General features: G+C 76.0%; 12 protein-coding genes. 6 read left to right on the forward strand and 6 right to left on the reverse strand.

The genetic code is table 11. The features are described from left to right. The first annotated feature begins 52 nt into the window (after positions 1–52). Positions 53–3,169, forward strand: a complete 3,117-nt coding sequence (locus tag ACI78S_RS17830) for an arabinosyltransferase domain-containing protein (RefSeq protein ID WP_456975747.1) — start codon at positions 53–55, stop codon at positions 3,167–3,169. A 104-nt stretch (positions 3,170–3,273) separates the two neighbouring features. After that, positions 3,274–4,257 carry a decaprenyl-phosphate phosphoribosyltransferase gene (locus tag ACI78S_RS17835; protein WP_456975749.1) on the forward strand — a complete coding sequence of 328 codons (984 nt, stop codon included), beginning with the start codon at positions 3,274–3,276 and terminating at the stop codon, positions 4,255–4,257. 9 nt (positions 4,258–4,266) lie between these two features. Here the strand turns inward: ACI78S_RS17835 and ACI78S_RS17840 are convergent, their stop codons facing one another. The 4 genes from ACI78S_RS17840 to ACI78S_RS17855 form a co-directional block, all read right to left on the reverse strand. Continuing rightward, a complete protein-coding gene (locus tag ACI78S_RS17840; RefSeq protein ID WP_456975751.1) occupies positions 4,267–5,094 on the reverse strand; it encodes a DUF1028 domain-containing protein in 828 nt (275 codons plus the stop codon). 73 nt (positions 5,095–5,167) lie between these two features. Continuing rightward, positions 5,168–5,839, reverse strand: a complete 672-nt coding sequence (locus ACI78S_RS17845) for a CoA transferase subunit B (protein ID WP_456975753.1) — start codon at positions 5,837–5,839, stop codon at positions 5,168–5,170. A gap of 4 nt (positions 5,840–5,843) precedes the next feature. After that, positions 5,844–6,641 (reverse strand): CoA transferase subunit A, encoded by a 798-nt coding sequence (locus tag ACI78S_RS17850; protein ID WP_456975755.1) that lies wholly within the window; start codon positions 6,639–6,641, stop codon positions 5,844–5,846. A 37-nt stretch (positions 6,642–6,678) separates the two neighbouring features. Further along, on the reverse strand, positions 6,679–7,479 hold the full coding sequence (locus tag ACI78S_RS17855; RefSeq protein WP_456975757.1) for a TIGR03089 family protein: 801 nt from the start codon (positions 7,477–7,479) through the stop codon (positions 6,679–6,681). A 54-nt stretch (positions 7,480–7,533) separates the two neighbouring features. Here ACI78S_RS17855 and ACI78S_RS17860 point away from each other — a divergent pair, with 54 nt between their 5' ends. Next, complete coding sequence (locus ACI78S_RS17860; RefSeq protein WP_456975759.1) at positions 7,534–8,061, forward strand: phosphatase PAP2 family protein; 528 nt, start codon at positions 7,534–7,536, stop codon at positions 8,059–8,061. Between the two features lie 20 nt (positions 8,062–8,081). Here the strand turns inward: ACI78S_RS17860 and ACI78S_RS17865 are convergent, their stop codons facing one another. Then, entirely contained in the window at positions 8,082–9,911 is a 1,830-nt protein-coding gene (locus ACI78S_RS17865; protein ID WP_456975761.1) for an LCP family protein, read from the reverse strand. A 210-nt stretch (positions 9,912–10,121) separates the two neighbouring features. Next, complete coding sequence (locus ACI78S_RS17870; RefSeq protein WP_456975763.1) at positions 10,122–11,663, reverse strand: LCP family protein; 1,542 nt, start codon at positions 11,661–11,663, stop codon at positions 10,122–10,124. Positions 11,664–11,875: 212 nt separating this feature from the next. On the opposite strand from ACI78S_RS17870, the gene rfbB reads away from it, so the two are divergent. From rfbB to ACI78S_RS17885, 3 genes are read left to right on the forward strand one after another with little or no spacing between them, the layout of a single operon-like run. Continuing rightward, a complete protein-coding gene (gene rfbB / locus ACI78S_RS17875; RefSeq protein WP_456975765.1) occupies positions 11,876–12,871 on the forward strand; it encodes a dTDP-glucose 4,6-dehydratase in 996 nt (331 codons plus the stop codon). Beyond that, on the forward strand, positions 12,868–13,755 hold the full coding sequence (gene rfbD, locus ACI78S_RS17880; RefSeq protein ID WP_456975767.1) for a dTDP-4-dehydrorhamnose reductase: 888 nt from the start codon (positions 12,868–12,870) through the stop codon (positions 13,753–13,755). The genes rfbB and rfbD overlap by 4 nt, the downstream gene beginning before the upstream one ends. Next, positions 13,755–14,843 (forward strand): glycosyltransferase family 4 protein, encoded by a 1,089-nt coding sequence (locus tag ACI78S_RS17885; protein WP_456975769.1) that lies wholly within the window; start codon positions 13,755–13,757, stop codon positions 14,841–14,843. The genes rfbD and ACI78S_RS17885 overlap by 1 nt, the downstream gene beginning before the upstream one ends. Positions 14,844–14,853: the final 10 nt, after the last annotated feature.

Here is a 14,853-nt window from a genome sequence, read left to right on the forward strand (position 1 = left end):
CCACTGTTCACTGGCCACGGGACCGATCGACGGCAGACAGGGAGGATCGCGGGTGGACGTGGTCGACCGCCAGCGGGCCGAGCCCGCCGACGAGGCGTCGCCCGCGCCACCCCCGCCGCACCGGGCCCGCTCCGTGCTGGCGCTGGTGCTCGGCCTCGTGGCGCTGGTCTGCGCCGCGGCCCTGCCGCTAGCGCCGGTGCAGATGGCCGTCCCCGAGGTGAGCTGGCCGCTGGACCCCCAGCGGCCCGAGCCCACCATGCTCGAGCTGACCAACCAGACGCCGCTGTCGCTGGACGTGCGCTTCACCTGCGCCGCGGTGCGGGCGGCCGGCGCGACCGACGACGGCGTCCTGCTCGCCACGCTGGTCCCCGACCACCCGGTCGACGCGCGCGACGGCCTGGTGGTCACCGTCCGCGACGGCCAGCTGCGCGTGGCCGACCGCGGCCGGACGGTGCTGCGCGAGGCGCCGCCGGCGGGGGAGTGCGCCTACCGCGTGGTCGGCTCGACCGACCGGCTCACCGTCGAGCGGGACGGCGCCGTCGTCGGCGAGGTCCGGGCGGCCGGCGACGGCGAGGTCCTGCCCGACGTGGACGTGCTGACCACCAGCATCGACGCGCTCCCTGGCGAGGACCTGTCGGTGCGGCTCACGGTCGACGACCAGTTCGACACCACGCCGTCGCCGGTGAAGAAGGTGCTGGTCGCCGTCCTGCTGGTCGCCGCCCTCGGATCGGTCGTCCTGCTGTGGAGCGCGGACCGGGCCCGGCGGCGGGCTCCCGGCCCCGACGGCGGCGCGCGCCCGCGCCCCCGCGGGGACCCGCTCCTGCTGCTCGTCGACGTCGCCGTCGTCGGCACCCTGCTGCTGTGGCTGTTCCTCGCGCCGCCGGGGGACGACGACGGCTACTACGCGGCGATGGCGCGCAACGCGTCGGCCGAGGGCTTCGTCGGGAACTACTACCAGCTGCTCAACCAGTCCTTCACGCCGTTCACCTGGTTCTACCGGGTGCTGGGGTGGTGGCAGGAGGTCGGCGACAGCCCGGTGGTGCTGCGCGTCCCCGCGCTCGCCGCGGGGCTGGGCACCTGGCTGCTGGTGCGCCGGTACGTGAGCCGGCCCGGTGCCCTGCCCGCACCGCTGGGCGGCACGCGGCGGGGGCGGCGGCGGGTGGTCCTCGTGGCCGCCGCCTGCTTCCTCGCCTGGTGGCTGCCGTACGGCATGGGCGTCCGGCCCGAGGCGATCGTGGGCGTCCTGGCGGTGGCCGCCCTCGTCGGCGTGCTGCGCGGCCTGGAGCGGGAGCGGTTCCTGCCGGTCGGGCTCGCCGTGGGGGCCGCGGGCCTGGCGGTGGTCTGCCACCCCACCGGCTTCGTCGCGCTGGCGCCGCTGCTGGTCGCGCTGCCGCGGCTGGTGCGCCTCGTCCGGGCGGGGACCACGACCGTCGGCGCGCTGGGCCGGGGCGCCCTGCTGCTGGCGCCGTTCTCCTTCGCCGCCGCGGCGGCGTTCGCCGACGGGTCGCTGCGCGACTTCCAGCGGGGGCAGGAGATCTTCCTGTCCATCCAGGAGCAGAACGCCTGGTACGACGAGTACCAGCGGTACGCCTTCCTGCTGCAGCAGAGCCCGATGGGCGCCTACGCCAAGCGCACGGCCGTGCTGCTCGCGATCGCCGCGCTCGCCTGGTTCCTCGTGGTCGCCGTGGCGGCCCGCGCGCGCTCGACGCCCCTGCCCGCGCCGCTGCTGCTGGCCGGCCAGTCGCTCGCGGCGGCGTTCCTGCTGCTGTGGATCACCCCGAGCAAGTGGACCCACCACTTCGGCGCCCTGGCCGGGCTCGGGCCGGCGTTCCTCGCCCTGTTCCTGGTCTCGGTCGTGGTCGTCGTCCGCCGCGCCTACGGCGGCCGCCCGGCCGGCCCGGGCGTGCCGTTCCTCGTGCTGGGCTCCCTGGTCGTCGTCGCGGCGCTCAGCCTGCGCGGACCCAACGCCTGGCCCTACAGCTGGTTGCCCGGCCAGCCCGACGCCTTCGAGCCGCCGGACCTGCAGGACGTGCCCCTGGGCAGCGTGGCGCTCTGGGTCGGCATCGCGCTGGTCGTGCTGGGCGCCTGCGCGCTGCGCTCGCGCCGCCGGGGCGAGCGCGGGGCGCGCCCCTGGCTGGTGGCCGCGCCGGTGCTCTCGCTGGTGGTCGTGCTCCTGTCGCTGGGGTTCCTGCTGGGCAGCTTCGGCCTGGCCACCTACCGCACCCTGGACGGCTACTCGCCGTGGGCCGACGCCCTGCGCGACCCCCTGGCCGCCGACTGCGGCGCCGCCGCGGCCGTGAACGTGCTCGACCCGGCCACCGCCGAGCCGCTGGCCCCGGCGGCCGGCGTCCCCGAGCCGGACACCTCGACGGCGTTCGTGGACGGCGGCGGGTGGTCGGGCACCGACGACCCGCCGGAACCGGCCGCGTCCGGCGACGTCTGGGGGAGCCTGGTCACGCCCGGTGCGGAGGACGGGACCGGGACCGTGGAGACGCCGTGGTCGGCCCTGCCCGCGCTGGAGGACGACGAGCGGGTCGTGGTGCTCGCCGCCGGCCGGCTGGCCGGGGGCAACACCCTCGAGGTGGAGTTCGCCGCCGCGGCGGGGGACGGCGATCCGCGGGTGCTGCACCGGCAGACGCTGCAGGACGCCGTCGACTCGCCGGCCTGGCGCAGCTTCGCGCTCGACGTCGCGGCCGCCCGCGACGAGGGGGCCGACCTCGTGCGGGTCGTGGCCGGGGACCACTCGGGCGGGCCGGGGGGCTGGCTGGCGTTCACCGGCCCGTCGGTGACCCGCACCGTCCCCCTGGCGCAGTACCTGCCGGCCGACGCCCCCGTGGCGCTGGCGTGGCAGATCGCCTTCCTCTTCCCGTGCCAGCGACAGCCCGACGTGCGGCACGGGATCACCGAGCCGGTGGAGTACGCCGTCCTCTGGCGCGACCCGGCCGGCAACGGCATGGACGACAACACCTGGCAGGTGTTCCGCGGCGGGCTGTTCGCCCCGGTGCGGCGGACCTCCGGGATCACCGAGCTGGCGGTCGAGCTGCCCAGCGCGCCGGGCCTGCGCAACCTGCAGGTCTTCCGCTTCGACGTCCCGTACCCGGTCGACGGCTACCGGCTCGACGTCCCCCGGGTCTCCCGGACGGGCTGGGCCGGACCGCCGGAGGGGTGACCGGGTCCGGACGGTCACGCAGTGTGTGAACCGGCGGCCGGCGGGACACCATCGGGGGACACGACCGGACCCCGGGGTGCCGGTCGTGCGTAGTGTTGCGCCACGTGACGGTCGAGGAGGAGAACGCGGCGGTGAGCGCGGAACGGCGGACGACGACGGAGGCGGCGCGCACGGCGTTCTCCGGCAACGTCGTCGTCGGGCCCCAGCCGGCGCCGCGGTCGCTGGTCGCGGGGCTGGGGCGCAGCCTGCGCCCCCGGCAGTGGGTGAAGAACCTGCTGGTGTTCGCGGCCCCGCTCGCGTCGGGCACGGTGTTCCAGCTCGACGTGCTCGCCGCCAGCGTCGTGGCCGCGCTGCTGTTCTGCGTGGTGTCCAGCGGCATCTACCTGGTCAACGACGCCCGCGACGTGGAGGAGGACCGCCGGCACCCCACCAAGCGGTTCCGCCCGGTCGCCGCCGGCAGCGTGCCCGTGCCGCTGGCCCTCACCGTCGGGTTGCTGCTGCTCGCGGCCGGGCTGGCGCTCGCGGTCCTGGTGAGCCGCCCGCAGCTGGCCGCCGTCCTCGCCACCTACGTCGCGATCTCGCTGGGCTACTCGTTCTACCTCAAGGACCAGCCGGTCATCGACCTGGCCGCGGTGGCCAGCGGCTTCCTGCTCCGCGGGGTCGCCGGTGGCGCCGCCGCCGGGATCGCGCTGTCCCAGTGGTTCCTCCTCGTGGCCGCGTTCGGCGCCCTGTTCATGGTCGCCGGCAAGCGCTACGCCGAGGTGGTGGCGCTCGGCGAGGCGGCCGGCACCCGCCGCCTGCTCGGCCGGTACTCCGCCAGCTACCTGCGGTTCGTCTGGAGCCTCTCGGCCGGCGTGGCCTGCACCGCCTACAGCCTGTGGGCCTTCGAGATGCGCGAGGGGCACGACGGGGTGCCGTGGTCGACGATCTCCATCGCCCCGTTCGTGCTCGGTCTGCTGCGCTACGCCGTCGACGTCGACCGCGGCGACGCCGGCGCGCCCGAGGACATCGTGCTGCGCGACCGCGTGCTGCTGGTCCTGGGCCTGCTCTGGGCCGCCACCGTCGGGCTGGGCGTCCTCACCCGCTGACGGGCCGGCTCAGGCCCGGTCGAGCAGCCGGGACACCGCGGCCAGCCGGGAGTCCCCGGCCATGGCCGCCAGCCAGGCCGACCAGCCCGGCCGCGCCCGCATGGCCTCCAGGGCGTCGCGCGCCGCCTCGCGGTCGCCCCGCCGGGAGGCGGCCAGCGCCGCGTAGAGGTCGCGGGCGCCCTCGGGGGCGAACAGCGCCAGGGTCTCGTAGTCCCGCTCGTCGTAGGCGCGCTGGAGGTTGCGCAGCATGCGCAGCTGGGCCACGGGGTCGGCGGAGTCGTCGACCCGCAGGTCCATGCGGACGCCGTCGTCCTCGTCGGCCGGGGGCTCCCCGGAGACGACGAGCAGCGCCGCCGACTGCCTGCCCCGCAGGTCGCCGCCGGCGTCCTGGCCGGCGGTCAGCGCGGCGAGCAGGCGGTCGGGCAGCCCGCCGACGGCGGCGGTGAAGGCCTGCGCCATGGCCGGCAGCACCTCGGTCGAGGCGAGCATGTTGCCCTGCACGCTCCAGCCGTCGCCCAGGAGGTGGCCGCTGACCGGGAACGAGCCGCGGCCGGTGTCGGCCGCCACCCGCCCGTCGGCGGCGAGGACGGCGATCTGCCGGTCGGCGTCCTCGGCGGAGTGCGCCGCCTTCTTGACCAGCTCCTCCGGGGCCGCGCCTTCGGCCAGGCCGGCCAGCAGGGAGCTGCCCAGGCCCCGGCGGCTGCGGGCCTGGACGGCGACGACCCCGGTGCCGGGCCGCGCGGCGGGCACCGCGCGCCCGACGGCGAGGATGCACGAGGAGACGGCGATCCCCAGCTCCCCGGTCCCCGGGTCGCGCGCGACGACCGAGAAGGTCACGACCGCCCCCCGCCGGCGACCGGCGCGCCGTGCCCGGGACGCGGTGCCGCCGCCGAACCTCGCAAGCCCGGGGTCAGGCGGCGGGGACCGGCAGCGACATCGTGGGCACGTCGTCGGGGACGGTCAGCGGGGCGCCGGTGGCGGCGACGACCTCGTCGACGGTCACGCCCGGGGCGACCTCGCGCAGCACCAGCCCGTCGGCGGTGACGTCGACGACGGCGAGGTCGGTGACGACCCGGTCGACGCAGCCCTTGCCGGTGAGCGGCAGGGTGCACTCCTGGACGATCTTGGGCGAGCCGTCGCGGGCGACGTGCTCCATCATCACGATCACCCGCTTGGCGCCCTGGACCAGGTCCATCGCGCCGCCCATGCCGTTGACCATCTTGCCGGGGATGAGCCAGTTGGCCAGGTCGCCGCGGACGTTGACCTGCATGGCGCCGAGGATGGCCAGGTCGAGGTGGCCACCGCGGATCATGCCGAAGGACTGCGCGGAGTCGAAGAAGCTCGCCCCGGGCAGGATCGTCACCGTCTCCTTGCCCGCGTTGATCAAGTCCGGGTCCTCCTCGCCCTCGAACGGGTACGGGCCGACGCCGAGGATGCCGTTCTCGCTGTGCAGCACGACGTGCACGCCGTCGGGCACGTAGTTGGGGACCAGGGTGGGCATGCCGATGCCGAGGTTCACGTACTGGCCGTCGGTGAGCTCGAGGGCCACGCGGGCGGCGAGCTCGTCGCGGGTCAGCGCCATCTCGTCAGGCCTCCGTCGTCTCGTCGCCGGCGCCGGCGGGCGCGGCCTCCTGGCTGCGCGGCCGGGTGGTGCGCTTCTCGATGTTCTTGCCCTCCGGGCCGACGACGACCACGCGCTGCACGTAGACCCCGGGCAGGTGGACGTCCTCGGGGCGGATCTCGCCGGGCTCGACGAGCTCCTCGACCTCGGCGATGGTGACCCGCCCGGCCATCCCGGCCAGCGGGTTGAAGTTGCGCGCCGACTCGTGGAAGACCAGGTTGCCGTGCCGGTCGCCGACCGCGGCGCGGACCAACCCGAAGTCGGCGGTCAGCGCGGTCTCCAGCACGTACTGGCGGCCGTCGAACTCGCGGACCTCCTTGGGCCGGCTGGTCTCGACGACGTTGCCCTCGGCGTCGTAGCGGATCGGGATGCCGCCGTCGGCGACCATCGTGCCGACGCCGGTGGGGGTGTAGAACGCGGGGATGCCGGCGCCCCCGGCGCGCAGCCGCTCGGCCAGCGTGCCCTGCGGGGTGAGCTCCACCTCCAGCTCGCCGGACAGGTACAGCCGCGCGAGCTCCTTGTTGCCGCCGACGAACGAGCTGATGGTGCGGGTGATCCGGCCGGCGTACAGGAGCACGCCGAGGGCCTGGTCGTCGACGCCGCAGTTGTTGGAGATCGTCGTCAGGTTCCTCGCGCCCTGCGCGAGGAGCGCGTCGATCAGCTTGATGGGGACCCCGCAGAGCCCGAAACCGCCGACGGCGAGCGTCGCGCCGTCGGAGACGTCGGCCACGGCCTCGCGGGCGCTGGCGACCACCTTGTCCATGCACGTACCACCGTTCTCGGGCGGCGGGGAGCCCTCGTCAGGCGGGGCGGCCCAGCGCGCGGATGCCGTCGATCTCGGGTCCGAGCGTAGCGGTGACCCGCTCGGCGGCCGCACGGGCGGCCAGGCCGGCCGGGTCGGGGTGGCGGCAGAGGACCACCGACGCCCCGGCGGCGAGCGGGGCGAGCAGCCAGGCGACCGGACCGGCCTCCGCGGCCGTGGCCTCGTCGACCAGCACCCGGTCGCCCTCGGCCAGGCCGAGCCGGCCGGCGAGCTCGCGGGCGGCCCCGGCCAGGCCGCCGAGGGTGAGCTCCAGCCCGCCGACGCGCAGCCCGGGCGCCGACGGGTCCGGCGCCGTCCAGGGCACGAACCGGTCACCGGCCGCGCGCACCTCGAGCGCGAAGTCCCGGGCCGGCCCGGCGTAGTCGCGCATGCCCAGGCCCAGCGGGTGCAGCGACAGCCCGAGCAGCTCGCCGCCCGCGACCTCGGCGACCGCCTCGACGCGGTCCTGCGCGGCGAGGACGACGTCGGCCTCGGCCAGCCGCCCGTCGTCCTCGGCGGCCGTGTCCAGCACGGTCGCGCCGCAGCTCCACACGCCCAGCAGCACGGCGGCGGTCTGCCAGTGCACCGGCAGCGCCACGGCCACCGTGCTGCCCGGGCCGACGTCGAACTCGTCCTGCAGCAGGTTGGCCGTCTTGGCCACCCAGTTGGCCAGCGTGGTGGCCGAGAGCTCCACCCGCTCGCCCGTCGCGTCGTCGTAGGACGTGATCACCGGGGCGGCGGCGGCCCGGCGCACGGCGGCGTCGAGCAGGGCGCTGGGCAGGTCCGGGGCAGCGGGCACGGGCCCAGGGTGGCAGGTGGCGCCCTCGGCCCGGCCCGCTAGGGTCCGCCCGCCATGGACAGCACCCTCGCGCGCCTCACCGCCGTCGACGTCTCCCTGCTGCGGGGCACCCGCCGCCGGCTCGGCGGGAGCGCCGCGGTCCCGGTCGCCCGCGCCCTCTCCCTGTTCGGCGAGCACGGCGCCGGGTGGCTGGGCCTCGCCGCCGTCGGGTGGCTCCGCGGCCGGCGGCGGGAGGAGTGGGCCACCGGGGCGGCCGGGGTGCTCGTCGCCCACGCCTCGGGGGTGGTGCTCAAGCGGCTCGTGCGCCGGCAGCGGCCGATCCTGCCGGACGTCCCGGCGCTGGTGTCCACGCCGAGCCGGCTGTCCTTCCCCAGCGCCCACAGCTGCTCGACCGCCGCCGCCGCGGTGGGCTACGGGCCGCTGCTGGGCCGGCCGCTCATGGGCACCGCGCTGGCGGGCATGCTCGTTTCCCGCGTCCTGCTCGGCGTGCACTACCCCAGCGACGTCGTGGCCGGGGCGGTGCTCGGCGGCGTCGCGGCCCGGACGGTGCGGGCCGCGGCCCGCCGCCGGTCCCGGGGCTGACGCCGGACCGGCGGAGGGGCTCAGCCCCCGTTCGGGTCGTTCTTGGTCGGCGGCATGCCCTCGTCCAGAGCCTGCTGCGCGGCCACCGGGTCGTAGGCGCAGGCGTCGGCCGCGTCGTCGACGGCGGTGCTCGGGGCGGTGCCCGACGTCCCGGACGACCCGCTCCCGGACGACGTGCCGCCGGTGGACGTGCCGCCCGACGACGTGCCGCCGGAGGTCCCCGTCGCCGGGGGAGCGGTGCCGCCGGTCGTGCCGCCGGTGGCGGTGGTCCCGCCCGACGCGCTCCCGGCCGGGACGGTGCCGATCGCCTGGGACACGATCGCGCGGATCTCGTCGTAGTCCGGGTAGGCCGGGGTGATCACCGAGTCGTCGAAGACGACGCTCTGGATGCCCGCGTCCTTGACCTTGAGCGCCAGGTCGACGAAGGCGCCCACCACGTCCTGGGGGATGTCCGTGCTGAGGATGTCCTGGGTGGTGGCGGCCAGCTGCTGGTAGCGCGACAGGAGCGTCATCGGGTCGGCCGCGTCCACGATGGCGTTGATCATGCAGCGCTGGCGGTCCATGCGGGTGTAGTCGGTGAGACCGAAGCGACCGCGGGCGAAGGCGAGCGCCGTCTCGCCGCTCATGTGCTGATCGGGGCCGGGGCTGATGTAGCCGTCCGGCAGGTACCCCTTCGTCGGCTCGCCGCCGATCGGCACCCAGTAGTTGACGTTGACCGTGATGCCGCCGAGGGCGTCGACCAGCTGGCTGAACCCGTCGAGGTTGACCAGCACGTAGTAGTCGATGTCCAGGCCCAGGGCCTCGCCGACGCCGAGCTTGAGGAAGTCGGCGCCCGGGTTGTCGGTGGGCCCGAGGATGTCGGGGTACAGGGCGGGGCCGTTGCGGTACACGGCGTTGAGCAGGCTCTCGCTCTCGCTGCCGGCGTCGAACCCGTCGGGGAACACCTCGTGCAGCGGGCTGTCCTCGGGGAAGGGCAGCTCCTCGAGGTTGCGGGGCAGGCTGAACAGGTCGGTGGCGCCCGTGGTGGTGTCGATGCTGGCGACCATCACGGTGTCGGTGCGCACGCCCTCGCGGCCGTCGCCCCCGTCGCCGCCGAGGAGGAGCACGTTGACCCGCGGCTTGTCGGCCCACGGGTTCGGCCCGCTGACCTCGGGCACGGTCGCGGACTCACCGTCGGCGAACAGGCCGGCGAGCAGGTTCCGCTGCACGTTGCTCAGGTGGGCGACCTCGAACGCCGGCGCGGCGATGCCCAGCGCGAGGGCCGTCACCAGCAGCCCGCCGACGACGTGCTGGCCGCGCGTCGTGGTGTCGGGGGCCAGCATCCGGTAGCCGGCGATGACGACCAGCGCCCAGACCACCGCCACCGCGACGGCGCCCCACGTCACCCAGAGCAGGGCGGTCGGGTCGACGGCGAGGTGCAGCGCGGTCCGCCGGCCGGCGGTCGCCAGCCAGGCGCCGCCGGCGAGGGCGAGGACGACGAGGGCGATCAGGGCCCAGCCCAGCTTGCGGCGGCCGGCGGCGACGAAGGCCGAGCCGGGGACCAGGGCGCCGAGGACGGTCAGCCCGAGCACCGCGCCGAAGCCGCGGCGGGGTCCCGAGGCGTCGGCGTCGTCCCAGTCCTCGTCCCGGTCCCAGTCGTCGTCCCAGTCGTCCTGCTCGAACCGGGCGAAGCGCTCGTCGAGGTCGTCGTCCCAGCGGTCGGCGACCAGCTGGCCACCGCGCACCGGCTCCTCGTCCCAGCGCCGCTCGGCCCGGGCGGGCACGGCGACGCGCGGCGGCGGGACCGGCGGCATGCCGGCCCGGCCCCGGGGCACCGGCGGCAGGCCGGCGGCGGGCCGGGGCGGGGGCATGGTGGCCGAGGAGCGGGGGGCCGCGGGCCGGGACGCGGACGAGCGGGAGCCGGACGCCGGCGCCGGCCGGCGGCTGGGGCGACCCGCGCGAGGGTCGAGCCGCGCGGGCAGGGGGCGGCCGCTCGCCGTCGCGCCGCGGGCCTCACGCTCTCGGGTCACGGGTGTCCTCACTGCTCGGCTGATGGGGAAGAGGGGCGGGTCCGGCGAGCCCTAGTTGATGCAGCTGGTGTCGGCCGCTGTCCGGGCCTCGTCTCCCTCGGCGGGGGGCGGCGCCTCCGGTGCGGAGACCGCCTGCCCGACGCCGTTGAAGTCGGAGCCCAGCACCAGCTCGACCGTGCCCTCCGGAGCCTCGTCCGCCTGCACGGTCGTGGCGCCGGGGATGGCCGCGGCCAGCGTGTTGGCCAGGGCGTCGTCGCCCATGGCGTAACGGATCTCGGTCGCCGTGTACTCCGCGCTGTCGGCGTTGCCGGTGCTCACCACGGTGAACCCCGCGGCGGTCAGCTCGTCGGCGGTGTCGGCCGCGAGCCCGCCGATCCCGGACCCGTTGTAGACCGCCACCGACACCTCGCCCGGGGTGACCGTCGGCACGGCCCCGCTCTCGGTGGGCTGCGCGGCCGTGCCGGTGTCCGCCGAGAGGTTCGCGAAGAACTCGTGGAGGGTGTCGGTGTCCTGCAGGCGCAGGATGTAGCGACCGTCCTCGTCGTGGTCGTCCCCGACGTAGGGGATGGTCTCGAAGGTGATGCTGCCGGCCGTGACCGACTGCATCTGTGCGGCCAGGTCGAACAGGTCGAGGTTCTGGTCGATGGTCAGCGAGCCGGCCGCGGCCTCCACGAGCTCGCGCTGCTTGCCCAGGTCGAACAGCACGTTGTCCGACAGCACCTTGCGGATCATGCCGGCGATGAACGTCTGCTGGCGGACGATCCGGTCGAAGTCGCCGCGGGGCAGGCCGTGGCGCTGGCGCACGAACGCCAGCGCCTGCTCGCCGCTGATGGTCTGCACCCCGGCCGGCAGGTCGACGCCGGAGTACGGGTCGCGCACCGCCTGGCAGAGGTTCACCTCGACGCCGCCGATGACGCTGCTGAGGTTGAAGAAGCCGAGCAGGTCCACCTCGGCGTAGTGGTCGATCTGCAGCCCGCTGAGCCGGCTGATCGTCTGGATGAGCAGCTGCGCGCCGGAGGCCTGCTGCGCGTCCTCGTCCGCGTCGGGACCGGCGTCGGCGACCCCGTAGGCGTACGCGGCGTTGAGCTTGTCCCAGCCGTGGCCGGGGATCTCCACGTAGGAGTCGCGGGGGAAGGAGACGAAGGACGCGGCCGACCCGTCGGCGGGCACGTGCACCAGGATCATCGTGTCGGTGGCCATGCCGCCGTTGTCCTCGGTGTTGAGCTGCGCGAGCTCCTCCTCCGTCGCGCCGGCGCGGCTGTCGTTGCCCACGAGCAGCAGGTTCATCGCGGCGCCGCCGCCGATGCCGTCGTTGCCGGACGACGGGATGGCGTCGGTGCGGTGGACGCTGGCGTTGGCGACCTGGCCCAGGTACCAGCCCCACCCGGTGGTGGCCAGCAGCACCAGGGAGAGCAGGCCCGCGACCAGCCGGCCGGCCCCGGCCGCCCGCCCGCCGCGGCGCGCAGCCCCGTCCCCGGCGCGCGCCCCGTCGGCGCCGGCGGGCCGGCGACCGGCCTGCCCCGCGCGGGGGTCGAGCCTCGGCGGCAGCGGGCGCTGGGCGCCGCTCCCGCGTCGGGGGTCGGAGCTGCTCACGTCGGGCGGTCGTCCTTCCGCGGGGAGCCGGCGAGCCGCGGGTCGGGGGCACCCGGCTCGCGGCGTGGATGTGACGGGACGATACGTCCGGAACCTGCACGCGACGGTGATCGACGCCGTCCTCTGGAACACTTGGACCCCGTTCACCACACGGACCCCGCGCATCCCCCCGCATGCGTGCGGATCGCCCGATCCGGAGGAACCCTGTCCTCATGCGCATCTTCGTGACCGGCGGAGCCGGTTTCATCGGCTCGCACTACGTACGCACGATGCTCAGCGGTGGCTACCCCGGCTTCGAGGACGCCGAGGTGACCGTCTTCGACAAGCTGACCTACGCCGGCAACCTCGCCAACCTCGCCCCGGTCGCGGACAACCCGCGGTACCGGTTCGTGCAGGGGGACATCTGCAGCCAGGAGGACCTCGACGCCGCCCTGCCCGGGCACGACGTCGTCGTCAACTTCGCGGCCGAGTCGCACGTGGACCGCTCGATCCACGGCGCCGCCGACTTCGTGCTGACCAACGTGCTCGGCGCGCAGCAGGTCTTCGAGGCCTCGCTGCGCCACCGCGTGGGGCGGGTGCTGCACGTATCCACCGACGAGGTGTACGGCTCGATCGACGAGGGTTCGTGGCAGGAGGACCACATCCTCGAGCCCAACTCGCCCTACTCCGCGGCCAAGGCCGGCAGCGACCTCATCGCCCGTGCCTACGCCAAGACCTACGGCCTGAACATCTCGATCACCCGGTGCAGCAACAACTACGGGCCGTACCACTTCCCCGAGAAGGTCATCCCGCTGTTCGTCACCAACCTCCTCGACGGCGAGAAGGTGCCGCTGTACGGCGAGGGCGCCAACGTGCGCGACTGGCTGTTCGTCGACGACCACTGCCGGGGCATCCAGCTGGTGGTGGAGAAGGGCCTGCCCGGCGAGTTCTACAACATCGGCGGGGGGCGTGAGCTGTCCAACAAGGAGCTCACGGAGAAGCTGCTCGAGGCCACCGGCCGCGACTGGAGCTACGTCGAGAACATCGTCGACCCGCGCGGCGGCGGCCACGACCTGCGCTACTCGGTCGACTACTCCAAGACCGCCGCGCTGGGCTACGCGCCGCGGATGTCGTTCGAGGACGGCCTGGCCCTGACCGTGCAGTGGTACCGCGACAACCGCGACTGGTGGGAGCCGCTCAAGGCCGCCGCGGCCACGGCCCGCCGGTGAGCGTCGCCTGGCTGATCACCGGAGCCCGCGGCCAGCTCGGCCACGACCTGCTGGAGGTGCTCGGCGGGCGGCCGGACGACGACGTCCGCGGGGTCGCCCGCGACGAGCTCGACCTGACCGACGAGGCCGGCGTCCGCCGGCTGGTGCGGTCCTGGCTGGACGAGGCGCGCCGCCGCGGGCACCGGGCGGTCCTGGTCAACGCGGCCGCCTACACCGCCGTGGACGCCGCCGAGGAGGACGAGGCGACCGCCCAGGTGGTCAACGGGGACGCCCCCGGCTGGCTGGCGCAGGAGATGGCCGGCGCCGGCCGGCTGGTCCACGTCTCCACCGACTACGTGTTCGACGGCACCGCCACCGAGCCGTACCCGGTCGACGCGCCGGTCGCCCCCCGCTCGGCGTACGGCCGGACGAAGGCCGCGGGGGAGCGGGCGGTCGCCGCCGCCGGTGGCGACGCGACGACCGTCCGCACGGCGTGGGTGTACGGCCGGCACGGCGCCAACTTCGTGCGCACGATGGTCCGGCTGGAGAAGGAGCGCGAGACCGTCTCCGTCGTCGAGGACCAGGTGGGCTCGCCGACCTGGTCGGCCGAGCTCGCCGCCGGCCTGGTCGCGCTCGGCGACCGGGCCGAGCCGGCGCCGCCCGTGCTGCACTTCACCAACGCCGGCCAGGTGAGCTGGTGCGGGCTCGCCCGGGCCGTCTTCGAGGAGGTCGGCGCCGACCCCTCGCGGGTGCTGCCGACGACGACCGCGCAGTTCCCCCGCCCCGCGCCGCGACCGGCGTTCTCGGTGCTCGACGGCGGCGCCTGGACGGCAGCGGGCCTCCCCGCGCCGCGGCCGTGGCGGGAGGCCCTGTCCGTGGCCATGCAGGAGGGCTTCCGCGGCTGATGCGCCTCGGCCTGGTCCTGGAGCAGGCGCTGGCGCCGGTCCCGGGCGGGACCGGCCGCTACGCCGTCGAGCTGGCGCGCTCCCTCGCCGCGGACGGCACCGCCGTCACCGGGTGGACGGCGTGGCACCGCGACGCGGCGGCGGCCCGGGTGCCGGGGGTCGCCGGGCCGCGGCGGCTCCCGCTGGGGCGGCGGGCCCTGACGGCGGTGTGGGAGCGGGGGACCGGCCCGGTGCCCCGAGGAGCCGACGTGGTGCACGCGCCCACGCTGCTGCTCCCGCCGCGCGGCCGGCGCCCGCTGGTGGTGACCGTCCACGACGCGGTGCCGTGGACCCACCCCGAGACGCTGACCCCCCGGGGTGTGCGCTGGCACCGCGCCATGGCGGAGCGGGCCGTGCGCACCGCCGACGCGGTCGTGGTGCCGAGCGCGGCGACCGCCCGCGCCCTCGCCGAGCGGCTGCCGCTGCGCCACGACCCGGACGTCGTGCCGCTGGGCGCCACCCCGCTGCCGGTGCCCGACGACGCCGCCGCCCGCCTCGACCGGCTGCGGCTGACGGCGGGCGGCTACCTGCTCAGCCTGGCCACGCTGGAACCGCGCAAGGGCCTCGACGTCCTGATCCGGGCACTGGCCAGGTCCGGGGCCCCGGACCTGCCGCTGGCGCTGGTGGGCGCGCCGGGGTGGGGCGGCCTCGACCCGGTCGCGGTGGCCGGTGCCGCCGGCCTCCCGGAGGGCCGGGTGCGCGTGCTCGGCCGGCTCGACGACCGCGATCTCGCCGCGGTCCTCCCCAACGCCGCCGCGCTGGTCGTGCCGAGCCTGGCCGAGGGGTTCGGCCTGCCCGTGGTGGAGGGGATGGCGGCGGGCGTCCCGGTGGTGACCTCCGAGGACCCGGCGCTGCTCGAGGTGGGCGGACCGGCCGCGGTGGCCGCGCCGACGGGCGACCCGGACGGGCTGGCCGACGCGCTGCGCCGCGTGTGCGGCGACGCGGGGCTGCGCGCCGCCGTGGTGGCGGCCGGTCGCGAGCGCGCCGCCGGGTACACGTGGGCGGCGACCGCCCAGCGGCACCTGGAGGTCTACCGGCGGGTGGCCTGACCGGCCGGTG

The sequence above is a fragment of the Geodermatophilus sp. SYSU D00815 genome, from assembly GCF_054050035.1.